The sequence below is a fragment of the Thermophagus xiamenensis genome (assembly GCF_900112795.1).
GTDB lineage: Bacteria > Bacteroidota > Bacteroidia > Bacteroidales > Marinilabiliaceae > Thermophagus > Thermophagus xiamenensis.
The window spans coordinates 234,940-250,692 of the sequence record NZ_FONA01000002.1 but is presented as its reverse complement, the minus strand read 5'-3'; the positions used below and the strand labels follow the sequence as shown (position 1 = coordinate 250,692).

Below are 15,753 nucleotides of genomic sequence, written 5' to 3'. Positions count from 1 at the left end.
AATGTATCACCGTATGTCTTCCCTCTGTCTGTACGCAAAGTTAAAAATTTAGTGAATTATTCTTTGATTAAATTTGGATTTTAACACAGTATCTAACTAAAATCAACCATCTAAAAATCAATGTCTCTCAGCGTCCTGGCGTCTCTGCGTTTTTTCCGTTCATGAAGTATCATTCATTAAAACGGGATGCTGTAATCGGGCAGAAGTCAGAAAGGGTATTTTCCCTTTAGGAGATTAAGGAGCCTGCGTTGGTTTAATACTTTTGGTTTATAAGCAAACTATATGCTGATGATAAGTTAAAACAAAGGCTGTCCGAAAAGTATCAGACAGCCTTTTATTTCTTCTTTGCGTAAAATCATCAAAATCTTATCACTACCTGACCCATATAATACCGTCCGGCCATGGGATAATAGTAGGCCCATGTTTTTTCGACGTCTTCTTCATACCAGTTGCCGCCGTATGCATTGCTTTCGTATTCATGGTCCAGAACGTTATGAATGGTAAACTGCAGGCCGATACTTTTGAATGGTTTGGGATTTAATTTCCAGTTGAATTGTAAGTCATTTACAAACCAGGCATCCAGCTTACGCTCATCACTCTCTGTGTTGTTAAAATACTGTTCGCCTACATATTTGCTCTGCAAAGAAATTTTAAAACGGGATGTTATATTAGCCGCCAGGTTACTGCTACCAACGACTGAGGGCGAATAGGCAATTTGTGTGTCGCCCAAAGGGTTTTTGACGGTTTCGGTAATCCAATCCTCGCTACCGTCAGGGTCCGGATAGCTGTTGGTCGATGTTTCCACAAAATCCTTGATGATATTGCGACTGAGGGTGAGGTTCATATCCCAGGTCAGCCATGAAAGCGGCTGAACTGCTGCCATCACTTCAACGCCGGTGCGATAGCTTTTATCCACATTGGTCATGATGTCGTAGCCCACATTACTTTTTTCACCGGTTGGAATCAACTGGTCTTCATAATACATGTAATAGAGGTTGATGCCTCCCGAAAATGTTCCCGATTCATATTTATATCCGGTTTCAATGTCATAAAGTCTTTCCGCTTTTGGAGTAGCTTCAGGATCTTGATTGGCATCTTTAAAGTTGGTGCGGGTGGGTTCCCTGTTTGAAATTCCGGCAAAGGCGTAGATGCTGTGGTTATCTTTGGGTGTGAGATAAAATCCGGCTTTGGGATTAAAGAACCGGAAATCATGTTCCTGATCCAGTGACCTGAGGTCATCGTCAATACCCGACATTTCATAGTTGATACCGCGGTATTGGATGTCCATAAAGAGACGAAGGAGAGGGGATGCTTCCCAGTCGAATTTGGCAAACAGGTTGTGTTCGGTTTTTGTGCCGTTGTTGAAATACCATTCATAGTCTTTCTCGGTGGTCCCGGCATAACGCATCCAGATGATTCGTCCGAAATGATCGCCGTCATATCGGTTCCATCCACCACCAAATGTCAGGTTCGATTGACTTGAAAGTTTTAAATCCCCCGAAAGGGTAGCGCCGTAAAAGTCATTACCCATCCATTTCCGACGAATCAGATCGCTGGTTTCAATGGTTTGATCCGAAATTTGAATGGCTGATAGTCCGTAATCAACAAAATCTTCATCTTCCTTATATTGTTCATAAAACCCGTCGCCCCGGGTGTAGTGAAGGGCTGCCGTAGCATGGAATTCAGTGTTTAGTGCCCAACTGTAGAATAACTGTGCATGTGTCTGTTTGTAATTGTCGGTTTGGTCGTCGTAATACTGTTCATTGCCGAATTCGTCGGTATAGACCCCTGCCGGATTGTATCGCCGGTCGGTTTCCAGCATTTCCTGCGGGACGCCCCACCAGCTGATGCCGGTTTGTTGGTCGCCATGAAGGATTATCATCTTTAAAAAGCTGTTGTCGAAATGCATGGTTCCACCAAGGTACAGTGACTGATGATCCGAGAAGGCGTTTTTGATGTATCCGTCACTTTTCAGTCGGGAATATCGTCCTTCAAAGGAAAATTTATCGTTGATAAGACCTGTCCCGAAACGCAGGCTGTTCTTAAAAGTATTGAAAGACCCTACGGTAGAGGTTAATTCGGCATAAGATTGCGGGTCACTGGTGGTGGTCTGAAAATTTATGGAAGCACCGAAGGCGGCAGAGCCCTGCGTTGAGGTTCCCACCCCCCGTTGTATCTGGACATTCTCTACCGAGTTGGCAAAATCGGGCATGTTGGCCCAAAAGACACCCTGACTTTCCGAGTCGTTTAATGGCACCCCATTCATGGTTACATTAATACGGGTGGGGTCGGTTCCCCGAATCCTGAGGTTGGTGTATCCCAGTCCGATGCCACTTTCGGAGGTGGTCACCAGTGACGGCGTTAATTTCAGAAGAGACGGAATGTCATTTCCGACACCTGTTGAGCGAAGCACTTCCCCGTCAATATCGGTGTGCGCTACAGGTGTTTGTTGACCTGCCCGGTAGGCTGTTACCACCACCTCTTCTGTCAGATGGCTGGCCGGTTCCATAATAACTTTCAGTTGATTGGTTTCTCGTAGGTCAATGTCTCTTTCCCATTTCCGGTATCCAATAAACGAGATGGTTATATGACATCTTGCGGTAGATATTCCGGTAAAAAAGAATTCGCCATTTTGGTCGGTTGTAGTTCCATGATTACCCGGATTAATTACCACTGTTGCACCGGTTAAGGGTTCGTAGTTCTCGGAATAGACGGTCCCCTTTAGGGATCTCTGCGAAAATGCCTGGGCCGAAAGAAATAACAGCCCCAGAAAAATCATAATTTTTTGCATGGTAATAGCAGTTAATGTTTAACAATTAATAATTAAACTATAAACTGCAATGGGAAAGCTTTTGAAGATCTTACGTTTTCCCTTGCCGGCATTACCCGGCCAGGTTCAAAGGGTATGATCTCAGCCATTTTTAGGCACCCCATTGTAGTTGATATTAATGGCAGAAGTGAAAAGGCAGAAGGCAGAAGTAATGTTCAGCCAATTATAGTTTCGCATTACTTTCTATGATTCTGCATCTTTTCGTTTCTGATATTCAGGAATGAAAATAAAAGGTGAGCTCATTTCCCTGCGCCGGCATTACCCGTATCAGGTTCAAAGGGTATGATCTCAGCCTTATATCAGGCACCCCTGCGGCCGCAAATATAGAAATATTTGATAAAAGATGAAACGGGCATGACAAACTTAATTTGCCATGCTCGTTTCACCCGATAGTTTATTGATTAATTTATCTGGAAATACACCAAAATTTCTCTATTTTCGTTGATTAAAACAACTCAGTAATACTTTTTTGTAGATAATAGGTTTCTTTGATTACATCTTATATTATTCAGAATACCATGACAAAACAACGATTCCTGTGGTTTTTATCGCTGATAATGGTTGTCATGCCTTTGGCTGTGGCGCAGCAATCATATGACAGCAGGCAAACCGAACGACTTTTTAACGAAGCTTTGGACCATTATCGAAACGGCCGCTATGGCGTGGCACGTAGCTTGTTTGCCGATCTTCAGGATCAATTTCTGCCGGGACAGAGTAACCTGAAAGCCGAAGCGGCTTATTATGTGGCAATGTCGGCTTCCCATCTTGAAAATGATGATGCCAAATATTTATTGGAATCTTTTTTGGTCGAATTCCCCGAAAGTGGTATGCGCCCTTATGTCTATAAACGACTGGGAGACCTTGATTATGAGGATGGAAAATATCGTAAGGCTTTGCGCAATTATAGGTATGTAGAAGCCCGAAAGTTGGACCGTGAAACACGTTACGACTTCCGTTTTAAGTCGGGTTATTGCCATTTTATGGAGGGTGAATATGACCAGGCCTTACCCGCCTTTTCCGAAATACGAAATGTGCAAGGTCAATGGTGGGGCGCTGCTAACTATTATTACGCACATATTCAGTATGAACAAGGAAACTACAATGCTGCGCTTAAGATTTTTGAGCAATTGGAAGATGAGCCAGGCTTTGGAGATGAAGTGCCTTTCTACATTGCTCAAATTTATTTTCTGCAATCCGATTTTCAAAAGGCTATAAAATATGGTTCCCCTTTGGTGGAGCAAGCCGAGGGCGTTCGAAAAGCCGATATGGCCCGTATGGTTGGTAATGCCTGGTATGCTCTTAAAAATTACGATAATGCTGCCAAATATCTTGCTGTTGCTGTTGAGATGACCGAGGAGCCACCCAGAGAAGATTATTACTATTTAGGCTTGAGCCTCTATCATCAGAAAAAATATGCTGAGGCTGCCGAAGCATTATCCAAAACAACGATGGAGAAAGATGCTATGGCGCAAAATGCTTACTACCATTTGGGTGACTGCTTTTTAAAAATTGGGGAGAAAGAAAAAGCCCGGGTTGCTTTTGGTGCGGCATCCGAAACCGATTTTGACCAGGTTATCACCGAAGAGGCAATGTTTAATTACATTAAACTGAATTATGAACTGTCGTTTTCACCTTTTAATGAAATTATTGACAGTTTCATGAAATTTATTGAGCGCTTCCCCAATAGTGCGTATATTGATGAAGCCTGGCAATATTTGGGACAAGCCCTTTTAACCACACGTAATTATAAGGAGGCTTTGGAAGCTCTCGAACAGGTAAAAAACAAAACGGCCGCCAACTATAGAGCACTTCAGCGTATTGCCTATCATCGTGGGCTGGAGTTGTTTACCAATCTTCGTTTTGATGAGGCGGCGGATATGCTTCAGTACAGTTTGAAATACGGTGAATATAACCGGGAATTAAAAGTTAAAGCCAGATATTGGCTTGGTGAAGCCTATTATCGTTTGGGACAATACGATAAGGCTATTGAAAATTACGATATTTTTATACATACACCCGGTTCGTATCAATTGGATGAGTTTAAAACGGCTCATTACAATATTGGTTATGCTTGGTTTAAGCAAAAAAATTATGCCCAGGCTGCTTCATGGTTCAGAAAATACGAAAACTTAATGGGCAGCAGTCAGTCGCCCATGTTAGGAGATGCCTTAACCCGAATTGGAGACTGTTTCTTTATGCAACGTGACTTTGAACGTGCCATTAGTTATTATGATGAAGCCACAAATATTCCGGGGGCGTCAGCCGATTATGCCATGTATCAAAAAGCTTTTTCGCTCGGACTGTTGAAAAACCATCAAAGTAAAATTAACCAGTTAGAGTTGCTTGTAACTCGATTCCCGAAATCACCTTATGTTGATGATGCCCTCTATGAAATGGGACGTTCTTATGTTGCCGTAGATGATTTGACTTCGGCTATCAGGATGTACAAAAAGCTGAAGGAGCAGTATCCACGTTCCAACTTTTCCAAAAAGGCTATGTTGCAATTGGGACTGGTTTATTACAACAGTGGCGATTTGGACCAGTCGCTCGCATTTTATAAACGAGTGGTAAATGAGTTTCCCGGCACACCTGAAGCCGAAGATGCGCTACTGGGTATTAAAAATATTTATCTCGACCGAAATGATGCCGATGGTTATATTCAATATACGCGGCAGGTAGGTGGTTTTGCAAGTATTGATAAGCGTCAGGAAGATTCGCTGTCGTACATTACTGCCGAAAAATTGTATATGCAAGACAAGTGTCTGCAGGCAATTAATCAATTTGAGGCTTATCTGCGAAATTATCCTGACGGGCGTTTTGTTATTAATGCCCATTTCTACAAGGCCGATTGTCAGTATCGAAATCAGGATTTGGAAAATGCACGGCGTTCTTTTGAATTTGTTGTGAGTCGCCCCGGGAATATTTTTATGGAAGATGCCCTGGTAAATATTGCTAGGATAAGCTATCAGCTCGAGCGTTTTAGCGAGGCTCTGGGGTATTATGAACGTTTGGAAAATGAAGCCGACGAAGAGGAGTTGAGAAGGGAAGCACTGATAGGACAAATGCGTTGTCTGGTGAAGTTGGGTGACCGGCCCGGCTATGTATCTCGTCTGGCTCAACGCATCCTTGAAGACCCTAAAACATCGCCCGAAGTGGAACGCGAAGCCCGGTACAGAAAAGCAGAAGCACACCTGGAGCTGGGTGAAAAAGATTTGGCTTTAAAAGAGTTTCAGCTTTTAAAGAAAAATACCAGCTCGCTCGAAGGGGCCATTGCCCGTTATCGTGTAGCTCAAATTCTTTTCGACCAGGGGAAAGCTGAACAGGCCGAACAAGAAATATTCGACTTTGTTAATGTTGGCACCCCTCACCAATACTGGATGGCAAGGTGTTTCCTCTTATTGTCGGAAATTTATCAGAGTAAGGGTGATTTGTTCCAGGCCCGGCAATATGTGGAAAGTTTAATGGAGAATTATAAAAATACGGAGGATGATATTCAGGAAAGAGCTCAAAAGCGCCTAAGTGAAATTACAGAAAAACAGAATGCCGGTGAGTAAAATTAAATGCCGCGGCTCTGTAAATCTTTTCATTTAATATCTAAACATCTAATATCTTAATCTTTAATATCTAATGCTCAATTGTCTATGAAGACCATCAATATATTGCTTTTGATTTTTGCCCTCTTTGGATGTGGGGGAATGGTTTTTTCGCAGGAACCATTAAATCAGGATGTTCGGGTTCAAAGAGAATATGAACCTACCATTTCGGATGCCATGAAAATTAATCAAATGCCGGAACGGGAAGATACTTTGACCGTGAAACCCGAGTTCAGTTATTCCGTTGCCGGTCATGCCATGCCCGGCGTTCCGCAAGTATCACCGTTGCAAGCAGCACGACTGGCACCTCAACGTCCTAAAGACCTCTATTCTTCATATATACGTGGTGGTATGGGAAACTATCAGCTCTTGTTTGGCGACATTTTTTACAACTTAACGCGTAATGAAAAATTTGCTTTTTCTATTGGATTACAGCAGGAATCTTCATGGGGTGAGTTGGAACTGGAAGACGGAAACCGGGTAGATGCCCCGTATCACAATACGCTCGGAGGGTTGTATATGCGCCATTTTTTCGATGATAAGACCCTGGAACTGGATTTGGATTTTCATCGCTTTGCCTATCGTTATTATGGATTGCAAACCATTGACCCGAATGGTGCATATGATATTAGTTTGAACAATGATATTAAAATAGAAGATGTCAACGGAGTTTTACTAAGTCCGGACGATAAACAACGCCAGACTACCTTTGACCTTCATTTCGGACTTCTTAGTCAACAATCGGATTTGGATGATGCCCGTTATCATTTGAATTTTGATTTTGGTAGTTTCAATAACCGTACAGATGTAGGAGAAAATAGTTTTTCTCTGGGTGGGGATTTGTATATTCCTTTTGGTGCTTTATCCTTAAAAGTTGATGGTGAGGGTATTTATCGTAAAGTTAGGGCCACCAATGATGACAATGAATTTCTCAGTTTATTTCAGTTTGAAGACCGTGAACAAGTATATTTGACACTGAATCCCAGAGTGGTATTCCCGGGAAATAAGTTAAAAGTAGAGGTGGGATTAAATCTTACCGGCGAATTCTCAGATACCGAAGAGTTTTATTTATCGCCTCATGTCAGGGGCGATTTGGTCATTGCCGAAGGGGTGGTTTCTACTTTCCTGGGCATGACGGGGGAGTTGCACCAAAACAGTTATCGGGAGATTATGGAAGAAAATCCGTTTGTGTCGCCCGATGTGCTTGTAAAACCTTCCTTTACCAATATTCGTGGGTTTGCCGGTGTGAAAGGTAATTTTAGCAGTGCCACCTCGTTTACTGCCCGTCTCGATTATGAGTTTATTGAAGATGAGTATTTTTTTGTGAATCGTTTTTTTGAACAAGATGGGAGTCCTGATACCTGGGGAATGAGTAATCTTTTTGACGTTGTTTACGATGATGCCACATTGCTTAGTCTGACCGGTGAATTTCTTATTCGTCCTGACCGTGATTTGGATATTATCCTGAAAGGTGTCTATTACGGATGGACGTTGGATAATTATGACTATGCATGGCATAAACCCGAAATGGAGTTGGGTATCAGAGCAGGATATAATTATAATGACGAATGGCACTTCGATGCCTCGTTTAATGTGATAGGTGAACGGAAAGCCTTGATGCAATCCGGTGAAATTAAGAATCTTAGTTCGGTGGCCGATTTTAATTTGGGCGCAAATTATCAATATAATAAGCGAATGCATTTTTTTGCCAGAATTCAGAATATATTTGCAGCCAAATTTTATCCTTGGGCCGGCTATCCCATGCAGGGGTTTAATGCCCGCGTTGGTGTCGGTTATTCATTTTAATAACTTTAAAGAATATCGCTGTCGAAATGAGAAAATGGCGCATTGAAGATTCTGAAGAGCTGTACAATATTAACGGCTGGGGAATTAATTATTTTTCAATCAATGAAAAAGGCAATGTGGTAGTTACACCACGCGGTAAAGGTGTCGAAGTAGACCTCAGAGAGCTGGTCGATGAACTGACACTTAGAGATGTTGAAGCACCTATGCTGATTCGCTTTCCGGACATTCTGGACAGTCGAATCGAGACCATGCAACGTTGTTTTTTAAAGGCTAAAGACGAGTATGATTTCAAGGGTCAGAACTTTATCGTTTATCCCATAAAGGTTAACCAGATGAAACCGGTGGTCGAAGAGATTGTTGGCCACGGCAAAAAGGTTAACATTGGTCTCGAAGCCGGTTCAAAACCCGAACTGCATGCCGTTATTGCTACAAATACCGACAGTGATTCCCTGATTATTTGTAACGGCTATAAGGATGAAGCTTATATTGAATTAGCCTTGCTCGCCCAGAAAATGGGGCGTCGTATTTTCCTGGTTATCGAAAAACTGAATGAATTAAAGCTTATTGTCCGGCTGGCACGTAAACATAAAATACGTCCCAATCTGGGGGTTCGTATTAAATTGGCCAGTACCGGCAGCGGAAAATGGGAAGATTCCGGTGGTGATGTTAGCAAATTTGGACTTACTTCCAGTGAGCTTATTGAGGCCATTGACTACCTGCAGGAAAATAATATGAAAGATTGCCTGAAACTGATACATTTCCATATAGGCAGTCAGGTAAATAAGATTCGGAGTATCAAAAGTGCCCTGAAAGAAGCTTCGCAATTCTATGTTGAACTACGAAAACTTGGTTTTGGGGTCGAGTTTGTCGATATCGGTGGAGGACTGGGCGTTGACTACGACGGCACCCGTTCGGCAAATAGCGAGAGCAGTATTAACTATAGTGTTCAGGAATATGTGAACGATGCGGTTTATACCATGGTCGATGCCAGCAATAAATATGATTTTCCGCATCCTAATATTATTACAGAATCGGGAAGGTCACTCACCGCTCACCACTCTGTCCTTATTTTTGAAGCGATGGAGTCTGCTTCTGTCCCTCAATGGGATGAAGACGAAGAGATTTCTGATGATGACCATGACCTGGTAAAAGACCTTTATGCGTTGTGGGATACGCTGAACCAACCCAAAATGCTGGAAACATGGCATGATGCACAGCAGATTCGCGAAGAGGCGCTCGACAGATTCAGTCTTGGTCTTATTGACCTAAAAACCAGAGCCCGCGTTGAACGACTGTTTTGGTCTATCGCCCGGGAGGTGCATCTGATGACCACCAAATTGAAACATGTGCCCGATGAGTTGTTGAATCTTAGAAAGCTTCTGGCCGATAAATATTTCTGTAACTTTTCTCTCTTTCAGTCTTTGCCCGACAGCTGGGCCATCGACCAGATATTTCCCGTGATGCCCATTCATCGGTTGAATGAGCGACCCGACAGGGTGGCTACCCTGCAGGATGTCACCTGCGATTCGGACGGTAAAATTGATAATTTCATTGCTACACGGAATATCTCGTACTATTTGCCCGTGCATAAATTACGAAAAGGAGAACCTTACTACATTGGCGTCTTCCTGGTCGGGGCCTATCAGGAAATTTTGGGCGATATGCACAACCTCTTTGGTGATACCAATGCTGTTCATGTTTCAGTGTCTGAAAATGGTTATAAAATCGACCAGATAATTGATGGCGAAACCGTTGCCGAAGTGCTGGAATATGTGCAATACAGTCCTAAACGAATGGTGCGTACCGTAGAAACCTGGGTTACTTCTTCCGTCAAATCGGGTGTTATCTCGGCTGAAGAAGGAAAAGAGTTTTTGTCCAATTATCGGTCCGGCCTTTACGGATATACCTATTTGGAATAACATGGATATAGTGCCAACTCGCAAATTTGAGGCAGTTATTTTGACTTAGTTCTTGAGGTAAATTAAATTTGAAAAGTAAATATCTTGAAATTCTATCTTTATATTCATGAATTTACGGGAACAAAATATAGTCAACCTTATCAGGGAGAGAATTTTGAAAAAAAATCCTCAAGCAACGATTATTTTATTTGGTTCGCATGCAAAGGGTAATGCTAATGGTGATTCTGATTGGGATATTTTAATATTGTTGAAAGGATTCAATATGTCAAGAGAGGTTGAAAAAGAATACAGAGAAGAACTTTTTGAAGTGGAATTGGAAGTTGGTGAGCCTGTTTCTACATTTGTTTTTTCAGAAAAAGAATGGGAATTGAAGTATTCAGCCACCCCTTTTTATCAGAATATTAAGGAACATGGAATCTTGTTGACATGACTGTCACCAAAGATGATTTGTTTGATTGGCGTCAGGAATCGGATTATGCTGATTTTGTAGAATTTGATAGAGAGGAAATTGAGCCGTTGATTCCTAAAGTAAAGAAATTGAACAAAAGACTTGAGGAATTGATTTATGGAATTTGAATTTAAAAAGATTTTGTAGTTTATGATAAAAAATAACTTCTGTTGAGTTAAGTTGGTTTATTATCCTTGATTTACCTTGTTTTATTATCTTTGCAGCTTAATACAAGAATTACTAACGAAGGTGGTATTTGTTTTTTCTTCTGCCTTCTTTCTGTTTTCTACATCATTTTTCCCGAAGCATAAGGGAATAATGTAGACCATATAAAATCAAAATAATGGGAATCGAACAACAGATTAAAGAGGTCGTAGCCCGGGCCATTAAGGAGTTATATGGGGCTGATTTTGAAGTGGAAAAAGTGCCGCTCGAACGAACACGAAAAGACCAGCCGGGCGATTTTACCGTTGTGGTCTTTCCCCTTCTTCGCATCTCTCGCAAGAAACCGGAAGAGACCGGTGCCGAAATCGGTGATTTCCTGAAAAGAGAATGTCCTGATATCGCTTCTTATGAGGTTATTAAGGGCTTTTTAAATCTTACCCTCTCTCATCATTACTGGCTTTCAGTTCTTAAAGAAGCTGTAAGCACCGAAAATTTTGGTTTTACCGAAGCTACTGAGGCCTCGCCTCTTGTTATGATTGAGTATTCTTCACCCAACACCAACAAGCCCTTACATTTAGGACACATACGCAATAACCTGTTGGGATATTCTTTGTCGCGAATCGTTGCCGCCAACGGAAATCGGGTGGTGAAAACCAATATTGTTAACGACCGTGGCATTCATATATGCAAATCGATGCTCGCCTGGAAAAAATGGGGTAATAAGCAAACCCCCGAGTCGGCAGGAAAAAAGGGAGACCATCTGGTGGGTGACTTTTACGTGAAATTCGACCAGGAATACAAAAAAGAATTGGCTCAATTGATGGACCAGGGACTTTCGAAAGAAGAAGCTGAAAAAGAATCCCGCCTTATGCAGGAGGCTCGCGATATGCTTCGTGCCTGGGAAGCCGGCGACCCCGAAGTGGTTGAGCTCTGGAAAACCATGAACGGATGGGTATACGAAGGATTTGACCAAACCTATAAAGCCTTGGGTGTCGACTTCGATAAAATATATTACGAATCCCAAACTTATAAAGTGGGACGTGAACTGGTTTTGGAAGGACTGGATAAAGGGCTTTTTTATCGTCGTGAAGATGGCAGTGTATGGGCCGACCTTTCTCAAAACGGTTTGGATGAAAAACTGTTGCTGCGGTCGGATGGTACCTCGGTCTACATGACTCAGGATATTGGTACTGCCCGTATGCGCTTTGATGATTACAATATTGACAAGATGGTTTACGTGGTGGGAAACGAACAAGACTACCACTTTAAAGTGCTGTCCATCTTGCTCGACCGCCTCGGCTTTGAATGGGGTAAAAGTCTGATGCACTTTAGCTATGGTATGGTCGAACTGCCTGAAGGCAAGATGAAATCCCGCGAAGGAACCGTAGTGGATGCCGATGACCTGATTGAAGACATGGTCAATACCGCCCGCGAGATGTCCAAAGAGTTGGGTAAACTCGATGGTTATACTGATGAAGAGGCTGAGCGCATTTACCGCATCATCGCATTGGGCGCACTAAAATACTTCATCCTGAAGGTTGACCCGCGAAAAAATATGACCTTCAACCCTCGTGAATCCATCGATTTTAATGGTAATACCGGGCCCTTTATTCAATACACCTATGCGCGGGTACGGTCAATTTTTAGAAAAGCTAAGGAAAAAGGTATTGATACTTCAATAGAAAATTTGGTCAGGGAAGTTTCTTTAACACCTAAAGAAACCGAAGTGATGAAGATGATTGGCAACTTCCCGAATGTTGTTAAAGAGGCCGGAGAAGTGTATAGCCCGGCACTTATTGCCAATTATGTATACGATTTGGCCAAAGAATTCAATCAGTTTTATCACGAGTTGCCAATTGTTTATGAAAAGGATGAAGCACTTCGTGCCAATCGCCTGGCGTTGACCTATGCTGTCGGAAAAACCATCCGCCAGGGCATGTGGCTGTTGGGTATCGATGTCCCTGAAAGAATGTAATAGTTCTGATTCTTTTGTTATTTTATAATAACTGTCTGAAAATATGATGATACTCTGTGACGTTTTAAACTTCACAGAGTATCACTTTCATAACTTTAAGTATAGACCATTCTGACCTATATTCCGGGAAGAATTGCCGTATTATAAGACATAACATAAAGTTGTACTCACATTTCCTCACTTACTACACCATTCCACCCTTTCCTCTTCTGCCGTTCCGCCACATCCCTTATACTTTTGGGCTATAACTTGCGCTATTACGATTGCATCATGTCATCAATCTCTGCCATTGACACGGTCGGATTGGCACCACTTTTAGACGCAACAATGGCACCAACGGCACAGGCAAAGTCAAGAGCCTCTGCTGGCGAATCACCATTAAGCAATTTGCTAACCAATGAAGCCAAAAATGAATCGCCGGCTCCCACTGTATCGGCCACCCTAATTTTATATCCTTTATTTTTTATAAACTGATTGTTTATAAATAGTATAGCACCGTGTTTGCCACATGTGACACAAATCCGCCCGGTATTGGTTTTATTTCCCAAGAAATTTATACTTTCTTCAATGGACTGACTTGCATACCCCAATCGTGCACAAATCTCAAAGAGTTCATCATCGTTCAACTTAATTAAGTCGGCCGCTTTCATTAATGGTAACAGCGTTGTCATTTCATAGTGGGGTGGTCGCAGGTTGACATCGAAAATTTTAAAGGGCGCATGCTTTAGCAACTCAAACAATGTATTGCGCGATTTTTGAGTGCGAGCCACCAGGCTGCCGTAAATAAAGGCATCTGAACTCTTTACGCTTTCCACATCCTTGTCCGAAAGTTCGATGTCATCCCAGGCACAGGGCATGGTGATTTCATAAGAAGCAGAACCTCTTTCGTTAAGGCTAACCAACACTTCACTGGTGGCAAAATTACGACTCACCTGAATATGGCCGATATCCGCCTTATAGGTCTTCATCTCCTTTAAAATTTCTTGACCCTGAATATCATTCCCAATGCTGCTGATAACGGTTGCGTTATTCCCGAATGATTGGGCCCGGAGAGCCACATTGAGTGGCGCCCCTCCCAGTTTTTTCCCCGAAGGCAACATATCCCACAACACTTCGCCAAAACAGACTATATTCTTCATCAGTATAAAATTTACTTATTTCATTGAAATATTGTTTATTAAAAGTAGTCATTAGTGGTTAGTAATTAGTAATTAGTTAATCAACGCTAATCACTAATGACTATTGACTAATGACTAATCACTATTGACTAATCACTTCTTCTGCCTTCTGCCTGTGCACTTCTGCCTTTGTCGTTTATACATTCTCTTTTGAGGCAAAAGTCGCCATGCTCGTTTCATTCTACTTCAGTTTTGAGTTTAATTCCCGAACACATTCTTTTACTTTTTTGCTTCTGAGCATTTCCAAAGAAGAGAGAAATGCCTCCACAAAAGTTTTGTTATTAACCAAATCACCAAATACCGGCTCAATTTGAAGGAAACGGATAGGCTCATGATGCGACAAAGCGGCTGCACGAATTAATTCGTTGCTCATGGCATCTTCGATGGGATAGGTGTTTCCGTTTTCGTCTTTCCCGTCATTATATTTACACCATGCCGCTACAACAAAGGCTGCTCTGGTGATGTTTTGATGACTCTTCAGTTGGGCACGAATGGTAGGCAACAGAAAGATGGGAATTTTAGCCGAACTTTCCAGGCAAATTCTCGCTACCAAATCTTTAATATGTACGTTTCGGAACCGTTCAATGAGGCTTGCTTTATATTTTTCAAGGTCGATATCTCCCAAATCGCCAAGGGTGGGGCTCACCTCCCGGTCCATGAAGCCTTTAAGGAATTCACAAAAATCCTCATCTCTGGCAGCTTCATCAATGGTCTTATAGCCGTGCAAAGCCCCCAGCATTCCAAGGACGGTATGTCCGGCATTTAACAATCGCAACTTCATATTCTCGAAGGGAACCACATTATCGACAAACTGAGCACCCACTTTTTCCCAGGCGGGGCGTCCTGCTGCAAAATCATCTTCTATAACCCATTGGATGAAAGGTTCACACACAACAGGCCATTGGTCTTCCAAAAGAAACTCTTCCTGCAGGCGGGCGATATCTTCAGCCACTGTAACCGGTGTAATACGGTCGACCATGGCATTGGGAAACGACACATTGTCTTCAATCCACTGCAGCAACCCGGGTTCGGCCTTTTCAACGTAATTGAGCAGGGCTTTTCTGGCCACATTGCCATTACCTTGAATATTGTCACACGATTGAATGGTGACACCCCCAACACCTCTATGCATCCTCAGTTTCAGCGCCTGCGTCAGATAACCGAACACGGTTCTGGGCGACATGGGGTTTTTCATATCCTCAACAATTACGGGATTGCTAAAATCAAATTCGCCGGTTCCTTCATTCAAATTGTAGCCCCCTTCGGTAATGGTGAGGGAAATAATTTTTATGTCGGGGTCGGCCATCTTCTCTATGACTGCAATGGGATTTTCCGGGGCAAAGATGTATTCTACAATTGAACCAATTACGGTAGGATTCAGTGTTCCGTCCAGCTCTTTGATTACCAGGGTGTACAGGCCGTCCTGGTCTTTTAAAATGTTGTAGATTCGGCGGTCATAATCTAACAATCCGACGCCGCAGATGCCGCAGTCTAAAACGCCAAAACGCTCCATTAGCTGATGGGTATAATAGGCTTCGTGTGAGCGGTGAAAGTTACCCACCCCTATATGGACAATACTGGTTTTAACATCATTCCGGTTATAAGACGGAACCTTGATATTGGGCGATAGACGCTTCAAATTCTCTTGATTTAATGCTATGGATGATTTCATCAGTATAAATTTTTTTAAGTTATTGGTCTGATGCAACTCGCATGACCAAAAGTTTATTCATGTTCTTATTGCGACAAGTTTTCTTGGTCATGCTCGTTTCATTCGTATAAAATTTATCTAAGTTATTGGCCGAATGGAACTCGCATGGCTTAATGAAATTTATACAT

At 42.4% G+C, this 15,753-nt stretch carries 9 protein-coding genes and 1 riboswitch; of the genes, 6 read left to right on the top strand and 3 right to left on the bottom strand.

Annotated elements, in window-relative coordinates; translation table 11 throughout:
* Positions 1–358: 358 nt before the first annotated feature.
* Complete coding sequence (locus tag BM130_RS02050) at positions 359–2,791, bottom strand: TonB-dependent receptor (protein ID WP_010528291.1); 2,433 nt, start codon at positions 2,789–2,791, stop codon at positions 359–361.
* 264 nt (positions 2,792–3,055) lie between these two features.
* Positions 3,056–3,151, bottom strand: a riboswitch (TPP riboswitch).
* 197 nt (positions 3,152–3,348) lie between these two features.
* Between BM130_RS02050 and BM130_RS02045 the strand changes: the two genes are divergently transcribed.
* From BM130_RS02045 to argS, 6 genes are all read left to right on the top strand, one after another.
* Complete coding sequence (locus BM130_RS02045) at positions 3,349–6,384, top strand: tetratricopeptide repeat protein (RefSeq protein WP_010528292.1); 3,036 nt, start codon at positions 3,349–3,351, stop codon at positions 6,382–6,384.
* Between the two features lie 87 nt (positions 6,385–6,471).
* Complete coding sequence (locus tag BM130_RS02040; protein ID WP_010528293.1) at positions 6,472–8,229, top strand: TonB-dependent receptor; 1,758 nt, start codon at positions 6,472–6,474, stop codon at positions 8,227–8,229.
* Positions 8,230–8,255: 26 nt separating this feature from the next.
* Positions 8,256–10,148 (top strand): biosynthetic arginine decarboxylase, encoded by a 1,893-nt coding sequence (gene speA / locus BM130_RS02035; protein ID WP_010528294.1) that lies wholly within the window; start codon positions 8,256–8,258, stop codon positions 10,146–10,148.
* A gap of 106 nt (positions 10,149–10,254) precedes the next feature.
* Positions 10,255–10,578 carry a nucleotidyltransferase domain-containing protein gene (locus BM130_RS02030; RefSeq protein WP_010528295.1) on the top strand — a complete coding sequence of 108 codons (324 nt, stop codon included), beginning with the start codon at positions 10,255–10,257 and terminating at the stop codon, positions 10,576–10,578.
* The gene (locus BM130_RS15355) at positions 10,575–10,724 is read left to right on the top strand and encodes a HEPN domain-containing protein (protein WP_157998113.1); all 150 of its coding nucleotides are present in this window, start codon (positions 10,575–10,577) and stop codon (positions 10,722–10,724) included. Before BM130_RS02030 ends, BM130_RS15355 begins: the two co-directional genes overlap by 4 nt.
* Positions 10,725–10,939: 215 nt before the next feature.
* The gene (gene argS, locus BM130_RS02025) at positions 10,940–12,736 is read left to right on the top strand and encodes an arginine--tRNA ligase (protein WP_010528296.1); all 1,797 of its coding nucleotides are present in this window, start codon (positions 10,940–10,942) and stop codon (positions 12,734–12,736) included.
* A 257-nt stretch (positions 12,737–12,993) separates the two neighbouring features.
* Here the strand turns inward: argS and BM130_RS02020 are convergent, their stop codons facing one another.
* Both BM130_RS02020 and BM130_RS02015 read right to left on the bottom strand, forming a co-directional pair.
* Entirely contained in the window at positions 12,994–13,875 is an 882-nt protein-coding gene (locus BM130_RS02020; protein ID WP_010528297.1) for a carbohydrate kinase family protein, read from the bottom strand.
* Between the two features lie 220 nt (positions 13,876–14,095).
* Positions 14,096–15,586, bottom strand: a complete 1,491-nt coding sequence (locus tag BM130_RS02015; RefSeq protein ID WP_010528298.1) for a mannitol dehydrogenase family protein — start codon at positions 15,584–15,586, stop codon at positions 14,096–14,098.
* Positions 15,587–15,753: the final 167 nt, after the last annotated feature.

Bases quoted from the DNA above. Each gene is read 5' to 3' on its own strand.
- BM130_RS02050 (WP_010528291.1), bottom strand. From the start codon at position 2,791: ATGCAAAAAATTATGATTTTTCTGGGGCTGTTATTTCTTTCGGCCCAG.
- BM130_RS02045 (WP_010528292.1), top strand. From the start codon at position 3,349: ATGACAAAACAACGATTCCTGTGGTTTTTATCGCTGATAATGGTTGTC.
- BM130_RS02040 (WP_010528293.1), top strand. From the start codon at position 6,472: ATGAAGACCATCAATATATTGCTTTTGATTTTTGCCCTCTTTGGATGT.
- speA (WP_010528294.1), top strand. From the start codon at position 8,256: ATGAGAAAATGGCGCATTGAAGATTCTGAAGAGCTGTACAATATTAAC.
- BM130_RS02030 (WP_010528295.1), top strand. From the start codon at position 10,255: ATGAATTTACGGGAACAAAATATAGTCAACCTTATCAGGGAGAGAATT.
- BM130_RS15355 (WP_157998113.1), top strand. From the start codon at position 10,575: ATGACTGTCACCAAAGATGATTTGTTTGATTGGCGTCAGGAATCGGAT.
- argS (WP_010528296.1), top strand. From the start codon at position 10,940: ATGGGAATCGAACAACAGATTAAAGAGGTCGTAGCCCGGGCCATTAAG.
- BM130_RS02020 (WP_010528297.1), bottom strand. From the start codon at position 13,875: ATGAAGAATATAGTCTGTTTTGGCGAAGTGTTGTGGGATATGTTGCCT.
- BM130_RS02015 (WP_010528298.1), bottom strand. From the start codon at position 15,586: ATGAAATCATCCATAGCATTAAATCAAGAGAATTTGAAGCGTCTATCG.